Origin of the sequence: Sphingomonas aerophila (genome assembly GCF_014199305.1) — a bacterium.
Classification (GTDB): Bacteria; Pseudomonadota; Alphaproteobacteria; order Sphingomonadales; family Sphingomonadaceae; genus Sphingomonas; species Sphingomonas aerophila.
In genome coordinates, this window is sequence record NZ_JACIJK010000010.1 from 47,987 (window position 1) to 66,651 (window position 18,665).

Annotated in this window: 11 protein-coding genes; 6 read left to right on the plus strand and 5 right to left on the minus strand. The window is 66.0% G+C overall.

Annotated elements, in window-relative coordinates; all coding sequences use genetic code 11:
* Positions 1-216 precede the first annotated feature (216 nt).
* From FHS94_RS15330 to FHS94_RS15345, 4 genes are all read right to left on the minus strand, one after another.
* A complete protein-coding gene (locus FHS94_RS15330) occupies positions 217-1,602 on the minus strand; it encodes a M20/M25/M40 family metallo-hydrolase (protein ID WP_184059455.1) in 1,386 nt (461 codons plus the stop codon).
* Positions 1,603-1,721: 119 nt separating this feature from the next.
* Positions 1,722-2,108, minus strand: a complete 387-nt coding sequence (locus FHS94_RS15335; RefSeq protein WP_184059458.1) for a hypothetical protein — start codon at positions 2,106-2,108, stop codon at positions 1,722-1,724.
* Positions 2,105-2,683, minus strand: a complete 579-nt coding sequence (locus FHS94_RS15340; RefSeq protein ID WP_343055315.1) for a response regulator transcription factor — start codon at positions 2,681-2,683, stop codon at positions 2,105-2,107. Before FHS94_RS15340 ends, FHS94_RS15335 begins: the two co-directional genes overlap by 4 nt.
* Position 2,684: 1 nt before the next feature.
* Positions 2,685-4,289 carry an ATP-binding protein gene (locus FHS94_RS15345; RefSeq protein WP_246348652.1) on the minus strand — a complete coding sequence of 535 codons (1,605 nt, stop codon included), beginning with the start codon at positions 4,287-4,289 and terminating at the stop codon, positions 2,685-2,687.
* 336 nt (positions 4,290-4,625) lie between these two features.
* Between FHS94_RS15345 and FHS94_RS15350 the strand changes: the two genes are divergently transcribed.
* Together FHS94_RS15350 and FHS94_RS15355 are read left to right on the plus strand one after the other, a co-directional pair.
* On the plus strand, positions 4,626-7,625 hold the full coding sequence (locus FHS94_RS15350; protein WP_184059460.1) for a glycosyl hydrolase family 28-related protein: 3,000 nt from the start codon (positions 4,626-4,628) through the stop codon (positions 7,623-7,625).
* A gap of 134 nt (positions 7,626-7,759) precedes the next feature.
* The gene (locus FHS94_RS15355) at positions 7,760-9,121 is read left to right on the plus strand and encodes an MFS transporter (RefSeq protein ID WP_343055316.1); all 1,362 of its coding nucleotides are present in this window, start codon (positions 7,760-7,762) and stop codon (positions 9,119-9,121) included.
* Here the strand turns inward: FHS94_RS15355 and bglX are convergent.
* The gene (bglX, locus tag FHS94_RS15360; RefSeq protein WP_184059464.1) at positions 9,110-11,395 is read right to left on the minus strand and encodes a beta-glucosidase BglX; all 2,286 of its coding nucleotides are present in this window, start codon (positions 11,393-11,395) and stop codon (positions 9,110-9,112) included. The two genes, FHS94_RS15355 and bglX, sit on opposite strands and share 12 nt — an antisense overlap.
* A gap of 153 nt (positions 11,396-11,548) precedes the next feature.
* Between bglX and FHS94_RS15365 the strand changes: the two genes are divergently transcribed.
* From FHS94_RS15365 to FHS94_RS15380, 4 genes are all read left to right on the plus strand, one after another.
* Positions 11,549-12,544, plus strand: coding sequence for a LacI family DNA-binding transcriptional regulator (locus FHS94_RS15365; protein WP_184059466.1), 996 nt, complete (start codon positions 11,549-11,551; stop codon positions 12,542-12,544).
* A complete protein-coding gene (locus FHS94_RS15370; RefSeq protein WP_184059468.1) occupies positions 12,541-13,959 on the plus strand; it encodes a glucoamylase family protein in 1,419 nt (472 codons plus the stop codon). Before FHS94_RS15365 ends, FHS94_RS15370 begins: the two co-directional genes overlap by 4 nt.
* 4 nt (positions 13,960-13,963) lie before the next feature.
* On the plus strand, positions 13,964-15,493 hold the full coding sequence (locus FHS94_RS15375) for a tryptophan halogenase family protein (protein ID WP_343055317.1): 1,530 nt from the start codon (positions 13,964-13,966) through the stop codon (positions 15,491-15,493).
* 145 nt (positions 15,494-15,638) lie between these two features.
* Positions 15,639-18,662 (plus strand): TonB-dependent receptor plug domain-containing protein, encoded by a 3,024-nt coding sequence (locus FHS94_RS15380; RefSeq protein ID WP_184059470.1) that lies wholly within the window; start codon positions 15,639-15,641, stop codon positions 18,660-18,662.
* Positions 18,663-18,665 lie beyond the last annotated feature (3 nt).

Sequence of the window (18,665 nt, forward strand, 5' to 3'; positions counted from 1 at the left end):
TAGAAGCCTCGACCCGAAGATCTGGACGTCAGGAACGTCGGCGCCGGGATCACCGCGCGCGCCGAACAGCGCTGGTCATGCGAGGCACCTCACGCCCTGCAAGGTATCTAGGCCGCGGACCGCCTGCTCGGCGTCCGCTGGCAGCCATTGCTCGACACCCAGTGATAAATGGAGCGCTAGAGGGGGGCGAACTCAGGCCATGAGACGGCTTCAACTTCACTCCGTATGCGCGGCTCCGGTGGTGGGGGCCAGTTCCGCTGGATCATTCGCGAAGAAGGCCAGCGTGGCTGTCCAGGCTGCGACGTTCTGACGAAGCTGGTCCTTGTCGATGCGGTCCAGCGTGTCATCGGCAGTGTGGTGCACGTCGAAATAGCGCGACGCGTCCTGCCTCAGATCGATCACGGGCGAGCGAGTGGCCGCAGCGGCAGGAGCGACGTCGGTTCCGCCGTGCGCCGGGTCTTTCCCGCGCGTAATGCCCAGGGGCGCCAGGAGAGAAGATAGCCGTCCGATCAGCGGCGATTGGGGGCTGCCGCTGCTGGTCGTGAAGCGCCAGACGCGATCGGCCCCGCTGTCGGACTCACCCACCAGGACATGCTTTTCACCGGCGTGCGCCTTGGCATAGGCATCGCCACCCAGGCCGCCCACCTCTTCAGCACCGAACCACACGACGCGGATGGTCCGCAGCGGACGGCCGGCGTCCATGATGCGCTTGGCGGCGGCGGCGGTGATCGCCACGCCCGCGCCGTCGTCGATCGCACCCGTGCCAAGGTCCCAACTGTCGAGGTGTCCGCCAACCAGCAGGATACCTGCCTTCGGATCGCGTCCGGGAACCTCGGCCACGACGTTGCCCGATTGCGCCGTGCCGGCCGGCCCGGCCCCGATCGTCAGGTGCAGTTTGACCGGCTTTCCCTGCGCGAGGATACGCGCCATCTGCTCCGCATCCGACACGCTCAAGGCTGCTGCCGGGATGGGCTGAACGCCCGCGGCCCAGGTCTGGACGCCCGTATGCGGCATGCGATGGCGATCCGTGCCGATCGAGCGGATAACGATCGCGGCGGCACCCTTTGCGGCGGCAACCGACGGACCCAAACGCCGGATCACTCCCACCTCGCCATAGGAACCGCCGTCCTGCTGGACAGCCATCGCGTGATTCACGAACACGATCTTGCCGCGAATGCTGGAAGGATCCGCCGCTTTCAGCGCTTCCATGCCGTCAAAGCCGACGACCTCTGCCGTCAGGCCCTGGGCCGGGGTGGGAACGCTGTTGCCGAGCGCGGTCACGGCCAACTTCTGCGGATAGGGCGAGATGATCTCGGCCGTTTCAATTCCGCGCCGCCAGACCGGCATGGTGTAGGTTTCGACGTGAACATTGGCGAAGCCGAGCGCCTTCAGCTTCTTGACCGCCCAATCGCGGGCCCGCGCCTCAGCCTCTGTCCCGGCGAGACGCTGGCCGACCTCGGTCGTCAGCCCCTCCACGATGTCCCACGCTATCCCATCGTCCAGCGCCGCATCCCGCAGCACTTCCGGCGAGGGAGTGGCGGCCGGCGCCGCGGTGGCGGTCGCGGCGGCAACGAACAGTGCGACGAAGGGCAGGCGGATCATAGCGGCTCCATCCAGAACTCGCCTGTTCTTGCCCGACAGCATCCGTCCTGAACAGGGCTGATCACCGTCCAGCGCGAGCAGTTGGGTAGACACTTCCGTGCGGTCGTTTGTCGCGCGGATCAGGCCTTCTCGTTTCCTATGCTCCAGCCGTCCCAGGCGTTCAGGATCGCGATGCCGTCCTCATAGGCCCCCTCGCTCGGGTCCATGCGCTCGAACTCAGCGCGGTTTCGGCTCAGGGTGGACAGCCACTTCGTGCGGACCGCGTCGACGTCGCCCGGCAACATGTAGCGGTGCCAAAGGCGTGCGACCCGACGCTCGGTCCATAGCCGGTCCAGAACCTGACGGATGCGTTCGGGAGAAAGATGCGGGTGCAGGCGACGCAACTCACCGATCATGAACGCGGGATAGATCTCCACCCGTTCCGTCAGGAGAGAAAGGATCGCTGTTTCTGTTTCCATATCGGTCATGCCCACAACAGGCGCGCCATTCACGTCAGGACCGGTCATGATGCGAGCGCAATCAGCTGGGCGAGCCCGTTGGTGCCGGTCTTGGCAAGCACGGCGGCGCGATGATCCTCCACGGTCTTTGGCGACAGGCCAAGGCGGTCGGCGACGACCTTGTTGGGATGGCCCTGCACCAAAAGCTCGAACACCTGCCGCTCACGCGGGGTGAGGTGGGCGGTTCGGGCAAGGGCCGCGCGCCGGCCACGCGACCACGCCACTCCTTCACCGACGGCGGCGAGCAGGCGATCCTCGTCCAGGGGCTTTTCCAGGTAATCGAGGCCGCCATAACGCCGCACGGAGTCCACCGCGTTGGCGGTGGTTGGCCATGCCGTCATGAAAACGATCGCGACGGCAGGGTCGATGCGCCGCAACTGGTCCGCAAAGCCGAACCCGTCGATGTCGCCCATCATGATGTCCGTCACGATGCAGTGCGCAGGGCTTTGCGCGTAAATGGCCAGCAGCGGGGCGGGATCGGAGAAGGGCTCGGCTGCGTAGCCATGACGCGTCAGCAAGCGAGCGACGCTGGCGCCAAGGTCGCCATCGTCATCCACGACATAAACAGCGGGATTGTCGGTCACATCAGGGCTCCCCAGCGAGCGGCAGAAGAATGGAATGGGTGATAAGGCCGTCGGCGTCCTGGCGCTCGATCCGGCCACCATGGGCTTCAACAATGGCGCGGGCGACCAGCAGGCCCACCCCCATGCCCGCAGCGCCGCGCGGGCGAACGGCGCATCGGTTATGGACGCTGATGACGACCTGCTCCTCACGTTTCAGGGCGTCCACGCGGACCACACCGTCGTCGCACGCGTGCACCGCATTGCGGACGAGGTTCACCGCGGCCTGGGCGAGTTCGACTTCTTGCGCGAAGACGAGAAGATCGGGGTCGCCGGGGTCGATCTCCAATCGCACCCGCGCAGCCTTTGCTTCCGCCTGGGCCAGTCCGCTGACAGTATCGAGCAACGCGGAAACGGGCAGCGCAGAGGGTTGGTCGGCCGCACTGCCGCCAAAGCGACGCAGCCTGCGGACCAAGTCGGACAAGGCATGAGCCTTGCGATCGATCAACGCCGCGCCGGCCGCGATCTCCGGGTCCGCGCCGACCGACAATTCGTGAAGGTGCCGCGCCTCGATCGCGAGGGTCGACAACGGCTGTGACACCTCATGGATCACGGCCACCGACATGGCCCGCAACGTCTTCAGCCGCTCGGCCTGGAACAGCAGGCGGTCGCGTCGCGAAAGGTCGGCGCGCGCATGGGCCTGGGCATCCGCGAAGCTGCCGGCCAGATAGCCGGCGACTACTACCGTCGCGAGTGCCAGGTGGATCTGTAGCCGTGCTGCTGCGGCCGTCGCGCCGGCTGTCTGGGGCAGTACGAGCGCAACCACCAACACCAGCGCCATCCAGGCAGGCGCGCGCCCGAAGCGCAACCCGATCCATACGGTCGCGAGCAGCACCGGCATGGGCTGCAGCCCAAGCCCCGCGGCGGTGAACGTGCCGGCGATCAGCAGGCTGGCGAGCAGTACGCCCACAGCCTCCGCCAGGGCAGCCTTGCGAAGAGCGAAGTTAGGGATTTCGCGTGAGGCCAGCCGATCGGCTATCCACAACAAGGGTGGCGCGACGATCAAGGTGCCGAGCAGGTCGCCAACCGCAAAGTCGGAAAGGGACAGCAGCACGTCGTGCGCCCCGGCAACGCCCGTCAGTTCGGGTCGCAACAGTGCCTGGGGCAAGGCCGCGAGGGCGGCCATGTTGGGGGCGAGCACGGCGGCTAGGCCGAAGGGCATCGGTGCCGTCAAAAGCTCCGCCCGCGCGCCACTGGCCAACCATCGGATCGCCGCGACCGTCAGCCCATAGGCCACCACCGGCCGCACCACGCCGATGATCGCCAGCACCCGATCCGCCCCGAAAGGATCTACTGCGCCGTCGATTGTGTCGACCAGAAGCTCGACCAAGGCCGCCGCGATCGTTAGCCGCGCACCACCTCGCCACAGCAGCGCCAGGCGCACGCCCGCCGCCGGGAACCACAAGGAATAATAGCCGGTCCCACCCCATGGAGCGGCAACACCGTGCGCCAGCCAGAAACCGACTGCATAGAGGGCGAGCAGGATCCAGTCCCCACGCATCGGCACCCAGGCGAGCACCGGCCGGGCACGCTCGCCCTCGCGGGGCAGGGCAGGGGTGAAGCTGGCCATCGGCGCTTTTCTTGTCATCGACCTTGCGTGCACCCCATCCGGGAAAAACCCTGACCATCCCTGGCGCTTACGATAGCCACCGGTCGGTCCCGCAAGCCGTTGGTAATCCCGAAACTGGACAGGCCCTATCCGATCCAACCGGATTGGAGGCGGTGAAGGTCATCGTGCGAGGCGGGGCTTTTGCAGGGGAGCGCCGCCCGACCAATCCGCGGCCCATGGGTCGATACCTTCGCCCCACAAATCGTTGCGGGCTACGACCTTACGACGGATTGCGCCGCCCGATGGCGTTGCATAGTCGTACCCGGCGGACACAACAGGGTCGCGGGAGAGACTGATTTGAAAGCCTTTGTGCTGTTCGGCGTCGCGTTGGCGGGATTGAGTGCCCCGGCCCTTGGCGCTTCCACCTCCGTTTACCTGACGCGACCCGATGAGCCGCAGGCGATCACGGTAAAGGGCGTCGGGGACGGTCGTGCCGATGACTCGGCGGCGATCCAGCAGGCGATCGATGCCGCTGCTAAGACCGGTGGCGCCAAGGGCGGGATCGTCTTCCTGCCGTCCGGTCGTTATCGCGTCAGCCGCACCATCCTGCTGCGCTCCGCCGTGCGCGTGTTCGGCATCGGCAAGACGCGGCCGGTAATCGTGCTGGGCGACAACACGCCAGGGTTCGCCGACGGCGTTGCGGCGGTGGTGAGCTTCACCGGCGACGACCAGTACCGCTCGGGCAAGCCTCCCATTCCGCCGCCCACCACGCGACCCTTTGACCCCAACGTGTTCGACGCGACCCAGACCACGTTCTACTCCGCCCTGTCGAACGTCGATTTCGAGCTCGGGCAGGGTAATGCAGGCGCGGTCGCCATCCGCTTCCGCGTCGCACAGCATGCGTTCGTTCGCCACGCCGACTTCCACCTGGGATCGGGGCTCGCCGGCATCTACCAGGCGGGTAACGAGTGCGAGGACCTGCGCTTCTTTGGCGGGCGCTATGGCATCGTTAGCGAAAAAACCTCGCCCGCATGGCCGTTCACGCTGATCGATTCCGAGTTCGAAGGGCAGCGCGACGCGGCGATCCGCGAGCATGAGCTGGGCCTGACCCTGGTCAACGTCGCGATCCGCAACACGCCGGTCGGGATCGAGGTCGATCGTGGTTATTCGGACTCGCTTTGGGGCAAGGACGTTCGTTTCGAGAATGTCTCGCGCGCGGGCGTCGTGATCTCCGAGGAAAAGAGCGTCTTCACCCAGATCGGCTTCGACAACGCAGTGGGCGTGAACACCCCCACCTTTGCGCTGTTCCGTGACAGCGGCAAGACGATCGCGGGGCAGGGCAGCCGCTGGCAGGTCAAGGATTTCTCCCACGGTCTGAAGCTTCCCGCACTCGGCACGACCGGTGGCTACGCCACCGAGTTCACCATGGGGCCGCTGACGCGAACGCCGGCCCGTCGCGCGCCTGCGATCCGTTCGTTGCCGCCGGTGCGTGAATGGGCGAACGTGCGTCTTGCAGGCGCCAAAGGTGACAACAGCAGCGACGACACCGCGGCGCTTCAGCGCGCGATCAACGCCCATCGCGTCGTGTACCTGCCAATGGGCAAGTACCGCATCACCGACACGCTGAAGCTGCGCCCGGACAGCGTCTTGATCGCGCTGCACCCGGACCTGACGCAGATCACGCTCGCCAATGGCACGGAGAATTATGCCGGCGCGGGCGCCGCTAAGGCACTGGTGGAAAGCGCGAAGGGCGGCAACGCGATCATCTCGGGCGTGGGCCTATGGGCCGGGGCGATCAACCCGCGTGCGAGCGCTCTGATCTGGAAGGCGGGCGAAGCGTCGCTGGTCAACGACGTCCGCATCCATGGGCCAGTCGTGCTGGCGGACGGCAAACCGACCGGCGCCAACGAACCTGGCGCGCGCATGGATTCTCAGCATGCCAGTATCTGGGTAACCGACGGCGGTGGCGGCACCTTTGCGGCGATCTGGACCCCCAATGGCCTCGCCTCTAGCGGGTTCATGGTGTCGGACACCAAGACGCCGGGCTATGTGTATGAGCTGTCGGCGGAGCACCACCTCAAGAACGAGATCGTTCTTCGGAACGTCCAGAACTGGCAGTTCCTGGGGCCGCAGACCGAGCAGGAGGTCGCAGACGGCGTGAACGCGGTGTCGACCGAGTTCCACGATTCCAGCAACATCCTGTTCGCCAACTACCACAGCTATCGCGTGACGCGGACGGCCAAGCCGATGGACACCGCCGTGCGGCTGTTCAACTCGGGCGATATCCGATTCCGCAACGTCCATGTGAATGCCGACAACAGCTTCGCGCATTGCGACACCAAGGGATGCGGCACCTTCGCGCGCGCGAGCAAGTACGCGTTCGAGAACTCGATCAAGGATTATACGCGCCGGCAGGAGGTGCGTGAGCGAGAGTTCGCAAAGCTCGATGTACCCGCTGCGCCGGCCACCGCCGCGACGGAGTCCGCGGTGCCCGTGACGCCTGGGATCAAAAAGCTGGCCGACGGCTTCTACTCGGTCGCGGGTGGTGCGGTGGACGCGAAGGGCAAGCTGTACTTCATCGACCGCTTCCACCACCGCATCCACGGATGGTCGCAGGAAGAGGGGCTGTCGCTGCTGACGGACACACCACTTGACCCGGTGAACCTGGCGGTCGACCGCTCGGGCGACTTGATGGTCCTGTCATCCGCCGGGATCGACGCCACCGTGTACAGCATCGACCCTGCCCATCCCGAGCAGGCTCGTCCGATCGCGCCCACCGCGACGCGATCGCGTGGGGGTGCCGCGACACTGTTGCCGGTCAATGTCTATGCCAATGGTGAGTTCGCCGACCGGCTCGACCCAAAAACCTATGAGTTCCCGCCACTGTCCGCGTTCTTCCTCAACAAGATGGGCGAGGCCAAGGCGCAGGAATATGTATCGCCCGACGGATCGCTGGTGCTGCCCGCGTTTCGCGTGTGGAACCAAAGCACGTCCGACAATCTGGGCTGGCGCTGGTCGGATTCGCTCGACGCCTATGGCTTCGTATCGGGCAAGGTGGGCGAGCGGGTCTTCCTGACCAACGCATCCGAAAACCGGACCTATAGCGGGCTGGTGGGCGCTGGCGGGCAGTTGACCGACCTGCGTGTCGCGGCTGATCGCGGCGGTGAAAGCGTGGTGCGGGATGCGGCGGGCAATCTGTATGTCGCGAACGGGCAGGTGTTCGTTTACGACCCGTCCGGCACGCTGCAGCGCCGGATCGACGTTCCCGAACGCCCGCTGCAATTGCTGATCGGTGGCGCGGACAAGCGCACCCTGTTCATGCTGACGCACCACGCCCTGTACGCAATGCCGCTGTGAAGTTGGCGTAGTTGACGATCGATGCGAGTGGAGGGCCATGAGGCTCTCCACCGCGCGCCCACCGTCCAGGGGCGCCGCCGACCAATGGTACATGGACGATGATAGGGCGCGCGCTGTGTCACTTGGGCGCAGCCGTGGTTGAGGCGAGCCAGGCCGAACAGGTTCCGGTCGCCCGCCTGGCGCTGTTCGCGTCGGGCGACTTCGGGTTCAACCTGTTCTGGCAGAGCGCGACCTATTACCTGCTGTTCTTCTACACGGACGTGCTGGGGATCGAGATCCGCACGGCGGCGACGATCTTCCTCCTCGCTTCGCTATGGGACGGCGTGGCGAGCTTTGCCGTCGGGGTCATGATCGACGCGCGATCGTCAGGGCGCACGCATCGCCGCCTGATGACATGGGGCGCGGTACCGCTGGGGCTGAGCTTCTGTTTGGCTTATTTGCAACCGCCGGCCGGGCTGTCGGTCACCGCGTGGATGCTGGCGGGCCAGCTGCTGTTTCGCACGGCTTATGCGGCGGTGAATGTGCCCTACCTCGCCCTTACCGCCCGGGTCAGCGCCGACAGCCGCGATCGAGCATTGGTTGCCGGATTGCGGATGCTCGCCGGCACGGCTGCGGCCGTCGCTGTGACCGCTGGCACGATACCGATTGGACGGGCGATGATGGGCGGAAAGGGCGACGCCGCGGCGTTCCTGGCGGCCGCGATCCTGTTCGCCGGCATCGGTGCCGCGTTGATCGCACTGGTCGGTTGGACGTTCCGCGACCGCGCGCCTGTTGCCGCAGTGGCACACCGGATACCGATCGCCACCGCGCTCGCCGATCTCGCACGCAATCGCGCGTTCACGACGTTGGCGGCCGCGATGATGGCCATGATCGTCGCCACCACCGTGCTCGGCAAGTCGGTCCTGTACTTCTACAAGTACGTGCTCGCCGACCAGACCGCGGGCCAGCTCGCGCTGGCGTCGATGGCGGCGGTCAGCGCGCTGGCGGTGCCCATCTGGATGGTGGTGGCGCGCCGGATCGGAGCGCGGGCGCAGTGGTTCTGGGCCGCAGGCGCGTGCGCTGCGGGTGCGGGATCGTTCGCGCTGGTCGACTTCGCGTCCATCGATGCGACGCGCCTGTTCCTGGCCGGGATGCAGGCGACGACGGTGGGATTGCACCTGGCGTTCTGGGCATTGCTGCCCGACACGGTGGAATGGGGGCAGCAGCGCAGCGGTTATCGCGTGGAAGCAACCGCGTTCGGGCTTGCAACGCTTCTGCAGCGGGTGGCGATCGGGATTGCGACCCTGCTGCTAGGGTTCGGGCTGGATGAAGCGGGCTATCGCGCAAACGTACTGCCGTCCTCGGCCGCGGCGGGCGACATGCGCATGGTGATCGCGCTGCTGCCGCTCGGCTTTTTCGCGCTGTCGGCCCTGATCATGGCCTGGTGTCCGCTTCGCCAGGGCGCGCACGCGGCGGCGGTGCGCGCCCTGAAGGGTGAGCGGGCGTCAGGCAGCTAGGAGCTGGAAACGCCCGGTCACGCCCTCTGCCTGGGCCGAGGGTGCGATCCATAGATCAAAGTCGCCCGGCTCCACGGTGGGCTGGAGGTCGCTGCCGATAAACTGAAGCTGCTCGCGCGTGAGGGTGAAGCGCACGGACTGTGTTTCACCCGGCGCCAGCGCGACCTTGCGAAATGCCTTCAGCTCGCGAACCGGCCGGGTGATGCTGGCGACGCGATCGTGGATGTAGAGCTGGACGAGTTCTTCGCACGCGCGCGTTCCGGTGTTGGTGACGCTGGCCGCCACCTCAAGCGACCCGGCCCAGGGAAGGCTGCCAGTGCCAAGCCGCAGGTCGGCGTAGCGCACCTTGCCATAGGTTAGGCCGTGTCCGAACGGGTAGAGCGCGGCGTTCAGCACGGTGCGCCACTGGTTCTTGTACGGCTCGCGCGGGCCGGCGGGGGCAGGGCGCCCGGTCGGCTTGTGGTCGTAATGATAGGGTTCCTGCCCGCTCTCGTAGGGAAAGGAGATCGGCAGGCGTCCGGACGGGCTGTATGCGCCGAACAGGACGTCGGCGATGGCGTGGCCGCTTTCCGAACCCAGGAACCAGGTGACAAGGACAGCAGGCGCATCGCGCACGGCGCCCTGAAGCGCGAGTGCGCGGCCATTCTTGAGCACCACGACCACCGGCTTGCCGGTCGCCGCGACAGCCTCGGCCAGTGCCATTTGCGGCGCGGGCACGACGATGTCGGTGCGAGATTGCGCTTCGCCCGACATGCCCTCGCTTTCACCAATGGCGAGCAGCACCACATCAGCCGCCTGTGCCGCCGCAACCGCAGCTTCTATGCCGCCGGCCAGCGGCTCCTCGACGCCCGAGCCGGGGGCCACGGTGACACGGCCATTGCCGACGACGGCGCGAACACCCGTTGCGAGATCCACGGCTTGTACGTTGTCGCCGTACACGACCCAGGGGCCGTTCAGGTCGTGCTGACCACTGGCGAACGGGCCGATGATCGCGACGCGGGCGTCGCGGCGCAGCGGCAGGATGTCGCCTTCGTTCTTCAGCAGCACGATCGACTTGCGCCCTGCCTCGCGCGACAGGGCAAGGCTGGTGCGGGTGCGCGAGCGCGCCTTTTCACGACGCGGGTCGATGCGGCGAAAGGGGTCGTCGAACAGGCCGAGCTGATGCTTGGCCGCGAGCACACGGCGTACCGAGCGGTCGAGCAGTTCCTGCGACACGGTGCCATCGCGAACCAGGCCGGGCAGGTGCAGCATGTACAGGTTGGACTGCATCGCCATGTCCACGCCCGCCAGGAAGGCAATGCGCGCGGCATCGCGGCCGTCCTTTGCAAACCCTGCCGCGATCATTTCCTCGTCACCGGTATAATCCCCGACCACGAAGCCCTCAAAGTGCCATTGGTCGCGCAGCAGCGTCTTCAGCAGCCAGGGGTTGCCGTGGGATGGGATGCCGTTTATCTCGTTGAACGAGGCCATTGCCGATCCTGCGCCCGCATCGAACCCGGCCTTGTAGGGTGGCAGGTAGACCTCCCGCAGCGTGCGATCGGAAATGTCGACGGGATTGTAGTCGAGCCCGCTTTCCGCCGCACCATAAGCGGCGAAATGCTTTACGCAGGCCATCATGGAGTCGGTCGCGGCAATGCTGTCGCCCTGGAACCCGCGCACGCGTGCGGCGGCGAACATCTGGCCGAGCAAGACGTCCTCGCCCGCGCCCTCCATGGTCCGGCCCCAGCGCTGGTCGCGTGCGATGTCGACCATGGGGAAAAAGGTCCAGTCGATCCCCGCTGCTGCCCCTTCCAGCGCCGCGACCCGCGCGGTGCGTCGGGCGAGATCGGGATCGAAGCTTGCTGCTTCGCCGACCGGCACGGGAAAGATGGTGCGGTGGCCGTGGATCACGTCGGCGGCAAACAACAGCGGGATCTTGAGCCGCGAGCTTTTCATCACGGCCGCCTGCATTCGGCGGGCCATCTCCGCGCCGTTGCCATTGAACACGCCGGTCAGGCGGCCGGCCACGGCGTCCGCGATCTGCTGGTCAAAGCCACCGCCCTGCGACGGCGGATTGAGCTGGGTCGCAACGCCGCCGGACCAGGCGGCGGCGTTGAGCGTCAGCTGCCCCGCCTTTTCCTCCAGGGTCATGCGGCCGATCAATGCATCAACGGCTGGTTGAACGGGCGCACGGTCGGCTGCTGCGAGCAGCGCGCGCGCCGGACTTGTCGCCCAGGCCGCGATCGCGCCTGCGCCGATCAGTGCGCCGCGCCGCGTGATCCTTTGATCCGTCATAGCCTGTCCTCCCCTGCCGTCCGTCATCATGCTCCCTCGCGCCAATTGGGCGTTGACGGGTCCGTGTAACCGGTTACCTACCTTGTGAGTAGACGTGGCCCGGGCGAAAACGCAACGGGTTTCGAGCATCAAGGGAAGGGGGAAATCGCCCGAATGGCTTCGGCAACGATTCGCGATGTGGCGCGACAGGCGGACGTGTCCGTCGCATCGGTCAGTCGGGCTCTAAACGGTCACAGCAACGTCCACCCCGAAACGCGAGCGCGTGTGGTGGAAGCGGCCAAGGCTCTGGGCTATGTGCCCCATGCCGGTGCACGCAGCCTGTCCCTGGCACGCAATCATGCGATCGGCGTCGTGCTGCCCGACCTTCACGGCGAGTTCTTTTCGGAGATCGTGCGCGGCATTGATCGTGAGACGACGGCACGTGGCTATCACCTGCTCCTGTCCAACATGCACGCGGACGCCGAGCTAGCGGCACAGGCGATGCGTTCCATGCGGGGACGGGTCGACGGGTTGATCGTGATGGCGCCGCAGCTCGATCCCGCGGCGCTGAACGAAGCGCTGCCGAAGGGTACGCCCGCGGTGTTGGTCAACACGTCGGACGGGGGGGAGCGGCAGGCGATGCGGGTCGACAACCGCGCCGGCATGGAGACCATCGTTCGCCACCTGTTGTTCACCGGCCGACGCTCTCTGGTCCACATAGCCGGGCCGGCGGGCAACATCGACGCGCGTGAGCGGCGTGAGGCATTTACCGCGACCCTGGCCGAGCACGCGCCGAACGTGCCCGTTCGGATTGTGGAAGGTAATTTCCGCGAAGAAGCCGGCGCACGCGCGACGGCGGCGCTGCTGGATGCGGGCGAGCCGGTGGACGCAATCGTCGCGGCCAACGACATGATGGCGCTGGGCGCAATGAACGCGTTGAAGGATGCCGGTGTTGTGGTGCCGGGAGAGGTCGCGGTTACCGGCTTCGATGACATTCCGCTTGCCCGCTACATGGGACTGACCACCGTGCAGGTACGCTCCGCTGATCTTGGCGCGCGAGCGGTGGCGCGATTGATCGGTGCACTGGAGGGGGCGCGGGATGCCGGGGTCGAGTTCGTGACGCCCGAGCTTATCGTACGATCGACCAGCGACCGGCAGAGCGCGGCATGACCACGGGACGTCGCGATGTGCTGCGCGGCGCGCTTGCGTTGCCGGCGCTGGCGGCAACACCTGTGTTGGCCGCGCCCCTCGGCACCACGCTGCCGCCCTTGTTCGACGACATTGAGCAGCGCACGTTTCGCTGGTTCTGGGACACTGCCAACACGCGCAACGGGCTGGTGCCCGATCGCTGGCCGACCCCGTCCTTTTGCTCGATCGCATCCGTCGGCTTTGCGCTGACCGCGTACCCGATCGGGGTGGAGCGGGGCTGGATCACCCGGGCTGCGGCGCGCGACCGAACGCTGACCACCCTGCGCACCTTTGCGACCCTGCCTCAAGGGGCTGCGCCAAGTGGCACGGCGGGACACCAGGGCTTCTTCTACCACTTCATCGACATGAACACCGGGCTGCGCTTCCGGAAGGTCGAGCTGTCGAGCGTCGATACGACGCTGCTGTTCCTCGGCATCCTGTTCGCTGGCGTCTGGTTTGATCGCGGCGATGACCCGGCCGAGGCAGAGATACGGCGGCTCGCCACGCAGATCACCGATCGGGCGGACTGGCGCTGGTTCACCAATACGCGCGGGTCGGTGTCGATGGGCTGGCACCCGGAGAGCGGCTTTATCGAGCGCGCCTGGGAAGGCTATAACGAGGGCATGATGGTGTACCTTATTGGGCTCGGCTCAACAGGGGCGGGCGCGCTGGCGGACGGCGCCTGGAGTGCCTGGACGCGCACCTATCCGTCATTCTGGCGAGGGCAGGGGGACACGCGCCACCTCGCCTTTGCGCCCTTGTTCGGGCACCAATACAGCCAGATGTGGGTCGACTTTCGCGGCATCCGCGATGCGGCCATGCAGGGAGTCGGGCTCGACTATTTCGAGAACAGCCGGCGCGCAACCTATGCCAACCGCGCTTATTGCATCGCTAATCCGGGCAAATGGGCGGGCTATGGCCGGGACATCTGGGGGCTGACGGCGTGCGACGGGCCGGGCGGGTTCACGCTGCCCGCCGCGGGGCGGATCCGCACTTTCCAGGGCTATTCGGCGCGGGGACCGATCGGACAGCCGGACGGCAATGACGATGGCACGTTGGCGCCCACTGCGGCGCTCGGCAGCCTGGCATTCGCGCCGGAGATCGTCGTGCCCGCGGCACAGGCGTTGCGGGGCTGGCCGGGGCTTTACGGCCTTTATGGCTTTCGCGACAGCTTCAACCCGAGTTTCCGCGCGACCGACCAGGTGGTCACGACCGGCACCGTGCGCGCCAGGAGCGGATGGGTTGCGACCGATCACCTCGGCATCGATCAGGGGGCGATACTGGGCGCGATCGCCAACACCCGTAATGAGGGCGTGTGGCGTGTCATGCGGCGATCGCCGGTTATCCGCCGGGGGTTGAAGCGGGCGGGCTTCACTGGCGGATGGCTAGGGCACTGAGGCGGTGACGGAGCGCGCCAACCCGCCGATCCAGGAGATCACCATTGTTGGTGGCGGCACGGCCGGATGGATGGCGGCAGCGCTGTTGTCGCGGCTGTTCGTCGAGGGCGCCTACCGGATCCGGCTGGTCGAATCGGATGAGATCGGCACCATCGGGGTGGGCGAGGCGACGATCCCCGCCATCCGCACCTATTGCGGTCTCGCCGGCATCGACGAGTTCGAGATGGTGCGCGCGACCCAGGCGACGTTCAAGCTCGGGATCGAGTTCCGCAACTGGCGCGCGCCGGGCTCCAGCTACATTCATGGCTTCGGCAAGATCGGGCAGGACCTTTACTGGCTGCGCTGCCACCAGTTCTGGCTGAAGGAGCGCGCGGCCGGGCGCGCCAAGCACTTCGACCATTATTCGCTGAACACGCTGGCGGCGCGGATGAACCGGTTCTGCCTGCCGGACCCGGGCAATCCTACCTCCCCCATCGCCGATCTCGATTACGCCTATCACCTGGATGCGACGCTGCTTGCCCGCTTCCTGCGCGGGCGGGCCGAAGCGGCCGGGGTGGAGCGGATCGAGGGGCGGATCGTGGCCGTTAACCGCCGTCCTGCGGACGGCCATGTCGATCACCTGGTGCTTGCAGATGGGCGTCAGGTCGGCGGCGACCTGTTTATCGATTGTTCGGGCATGCGCTCGCTGCTGATCGGGCAGGCGATGGGGGTCGGCTTTGAGGACTGGAGCCACTGGCTGCCGTGCGACCGGGCGCTGGCGGTCCCGTGCGAGAGCGCTGGGGAGCTTACGCCCTATACCCGCTCCACCGCCGGCACGGCGGGCTGGCAATGGCGCATCCCGCTACAGCATCGCACCGGGAACGGGCTTGTCTATGCCAGCGCTCACCTGGGCGATGAGGACGCCGCCCGCGTGCTGCTTACCGGCCTGGACGGGCGTGCCCTGGCCGATCCCCGGCCAGTGCGGTTCACACCCGGCAAGCGACACCGCGCGTGGGAGGGTAATGTGGTCGCGCTGGGCCTGGCAGGGGGGTTCCTGGAGCCATTGGAGTCGACCAGCATTCACCTGATCCAAACCGGTATCCTGCGCTTACTGGCTCTCTTTCCCGGCCGCGGCTTCAATCCGGCGGACATCGCCGAGTACAACCGGCAGTTCGATTTCGAATATCGCGACGTCCGCGACTTCATCATCGCGCATTACAAGGTGACGGATCGCGAGGACACGCCGTTCTGGGCCTATGTCCGGAACATGCCGGTACCCGACAGCCTGCAGGAACGGCTGGATCTGTTTCGTGCCTCTGCCCGCTTCTTCATGCACGGCAAGGCGGAGCTGTTCCGGGAAGAAAGCTGGGTGCAGGTGCTGATCGGCCAGGGGCTCGACCCGCATTATGATCCCGTGGTCGACATGGTGCCCGAGGCGCAGTCGACCGCATTCCTTGGTGATGTCGAAGAGGTGGTCGCCGACGTGGCGCGTGCGATGCCCGGCCACGCCGCCTTTATCGCCCGCCATTGCCGAGCACCCAGCATTCAATCTTAACTCTGTTGCACTTCAGCAACAATCGGCTTGCGAATAATCGGGCCGGAGTGGCCCCCGGTTGTAACCGGTTACCGGTCGATGTAATCGGTTCCAGAAACTTCGCCCGTCGAGCGGAGTCCAATCAATGATGTGGGGGAGGAGCCTGATGACCGGCCATCGTCGTTCGATACTGGGACGCGGCATTTCGGCTGCCGCCGTGGCATTTGCGCTGGCGAGTGCCGGTCCGGCCCTGGCGCAGTCCAGTTCCACCCTGCGCGGCCATGTCGAGGGCGCAGCGGCCGGTACGGCGGTGGTTGCGACCGACCTGACCACGGGGCAGGTGGTGAACGGCCGCGTCAACGCGAATGGCGACTACACCATCCCCGGCCTTCGTCCGAGTACCTACCGCGTGGCGGTTCAGGGACAGCAGCCCCAACAGGTCGTGGTCCCGGTGGGGCAGACGGTCACGCTCGACATCGGAACACCTGCCGCCACTGCGGAAGCGGGAACCACCGAAGCGACGACGTCGGGTGACGCGGGCGCAGGCACGGGCAGCGACGTGGTCGTTCGCGGTCGCCGCACGCAGGAGGTGCGTACCGCGGAGGTCGCCACCAACATCTCGCAGCAGCAGATCGAAAGCCTGCCGCAGAATGATCGCAACTTCCTGAACTTCGCCGCGCTTGCGCCGGGTGTCGCCGTGTCGCCATCGGGTGGCAGTCGTCAGGTTCAGGCGGGCGCGACCAGCGCCGACAACGTCAACGTGTTCATCGATGGCCTCAGCCTGAAGAACCAGGTCAACCACGGCGGCGTCGCGGGTCAGAACTTCAGCCGCGGCAATCCCTTCCCGCAGCTTGCGGTGCAGGAGTTCAAGGTCGACACCCAGAACTTCAAGGCTGAGTATGAGCAGGCGGGCTCCGCGATCATCACCGCGGTGACCAAGTCGGGTGGCACGTCTTTCCACGGCGACCTGTTTGGCGAATGGCAGCCCAAGGCATTCCTTGGCCGCCCGTATTTCGACCGGCCGGGCAAGGCGAATAATCGCGACGGGTCGATCGCCAAGCCCGATTACGATCGCAAGCAATATGGCGGCGACCTGGGCGGACCCATCATCAAGGATGTGCTGCACTTCTATGCAGCATTCGAAGGCACGTCGCAGAAGCTGCCGTCGAGCTCGGTTATACTCAACACCACCAACGATAACCCGAACCAGGCGGTGCCACAGGCGATCGCCGACCAGTATAATGGCAGCTACGGACAGAGCTTCGATCAGAAACTGTATTTCGGCAAGCTGACCGCGTTCGTCACCGACCGCGACACGGTGAACCTGTCCGCCTTCCTGCGCCGCGAGAACAACCTGGCTGATTACGGCGGCACCGCCGTACCCAGCCACGGTCACAATCTCGAATCGCGCATCGACCTTTACCAGCTGGAGTACAACCACCGCGGCGACTCCTGGCTCAACGAGCTGATCCTCGCCTATAACAAGGTGTTCAACGGCACCCCGCGCGTGACCGACGGGCCGGAAATTAACCTAGGCAGTCCTGGCAGCATCGTTGCGGCCCTGGGAGCCAATGGATTCGAGCAGGCCGACAACCAGGAAACCTGGACCTTCAAGAACAACATCACCTTCTTCGGTGACGCACATGTTGTGAAGGCGGGGGTGAAGGCGTCGTACAACAAGCTGTCACGCCGCGAAGACAATATCTCCAATGGCAGTTATTACTTCCAGCCGTCGCTGTTCACCACGTTCGAGGCGTCCACGCCGACCGTCGGGCAGATCGCGCTGGTGCCGGTCGAGGCGGCGCGCGCCAAGGATACCCAGATCGGCCTGTTCATTCAGGACGACTGGACGGTGGACGATCACTTCACGATCAATGCCGGCATTCGTTGGGATTACGAGACCAACGCCAAGAACGACAAGTTCGTGACCCCGGCCCCGATCGCGGCGGCGCTGCGGGCGTATCAGCCTTGGCAGGCAGCCGGTATCGATCCCGAGGATTATATCTCCACCGGCAAGAACCGCGATCCGTACTGGAAGGCGTTTCAGCCGCGTCTGGGCGTGTCCTATGACGTCTATGGCGACCGCAACACCGTGCTGTTTGCCGGCGCAGGTCGCTATTATGACCGGCCGCTGTTCATCACCGCCGGCATCGAGACGGTGAAGGCGTTGTACCAGCGCACGGTGACGCTGAATTTCTGCGACGGCGGCAGCGGCCAGCCGACCTGTGATTCGGTGCGCGCCGGCAATGGCGGCGTGCTGCCCGCGACGACGCTTGCCTACAATCCCGCATTCAAGGATGTGGAAACGCTGCGTGCCGCCGCGACCGCGACCGGGGTGGGCGGCGACATCTGGCTGCTCAACAACGACACCAAGCTGCCCTTTTCGGATCAGTTCAACGTCGGCGTGCGCCAGCGGTTTGGCGCGATCCAGACCTCGGTCACCTTCAGCCACGTCCGCAGCCACAACATCTTCAAGTATGTGCGCGGCAACCGGCTGCCGACCGGAGAGTATACCAGCCAGGGCGACCAGTGGATCGAGGACAACTTCCCTGCGTCCGGTATTCTGCCCGGCTATAGTGGCAAGCTGAACATCGGGTCGAACGATGGCAAGTCGGTCTACAATGCGATCTTCGTCACCGCCGAAAAGCCGTTCGTCGCGGGATCGCGCTGGGGCTTTACCGCGGCGCTGACACTGCAAAAGGCGCGCAGCAACGTTGCGCAGGAGTTGCAGGGCGACGAATTCTTCAACGGGCCACGCGTCGACGCTTATGGCTGGAATTATGTGGCAGGCGTCGAGAAGTGGCGCTTCGTCGGTACCGGTATCGCGCGCGGGCCATGGGACACCAAGATCTCGGTCACGGGCACCTTCAGCTCGGGTCCGTCATTCGGGCAGGTCATCTTCCCGCCCAATCCGCCCGAAAACGCTAATGCCTCCGGGAACTTCGGTGGCGTGTTCTGGCCAGGCGAGATCGTCGGCTATGCCAATGTCGATGCGCGCATTGCCAAGAACTTCAAGCTGCCCTGGGGGCATGACCTTGAGCTCAACTTCGCGGCGTTCAACCTGTTCGACTCGGTCAACCGGGCCTATTCGGCATGGGGCGCGGGATCGGGGCTGCGGCCGACCAAGAAGGAGAACGGGACAGTGGGCAACGCCCGCTCGTTCCAGGTAGGCGCGCGCTACAAGTTTTGACGG

Bases quoted from the DNA above. Each gene is read 5' to 3' on its own strand.
- FHS94_RS15365 (WP_184059466.1), top strand. From the start codon at position 11,549: ATGGCTTCGGCAACGATTCGCGATGTGGCGCGACAGGCGGACGTGTCC.
- bglX (WP_184059464.1), bottom strand. From the start codon at position 11,395: ATGACGGATCAAAGGATCACGCGGCGCGGCGCACTGATCGGCGCAGGC.
- FHS94_RS15370 (WP_184059468.1), top strand. From the start codon at position 12,541: ATGACCACGGGACGTCGCGATGTGCTGCGCGGCGCGCTTGCGTTGCCG.
- FHS94_RS15345 (WP_246348652.1), bottom strand. From the start codon at position 4,289: ATGGCCAGCTTCACCCCTGCCCTGCCCCGCGAGGGCGAGCGTGCCCGG.
- FHS94_RS15335 (WP_184059458.1), bottom strand. From the start codon at position 2,108: ATGACCGGTCCTGACGTGAATGGCGCGCCTGTTGTGGGCATGACCGAT.
- FHS94_RS15380 (WP_184059470.1), top strand. From the start codon at position 15,639: ATGACCGGCCATCGTCGTTCGATACTGGGACGCGGCATTTCGGCTGCC.
- FHS94_RS15330 (WP_184059455.1), bottom strand. From the start codon at position 1,602: ATGATCCGCCTGCCCTTCGTCGCACTGTTCGTTGCCGCCGCGACCGCC.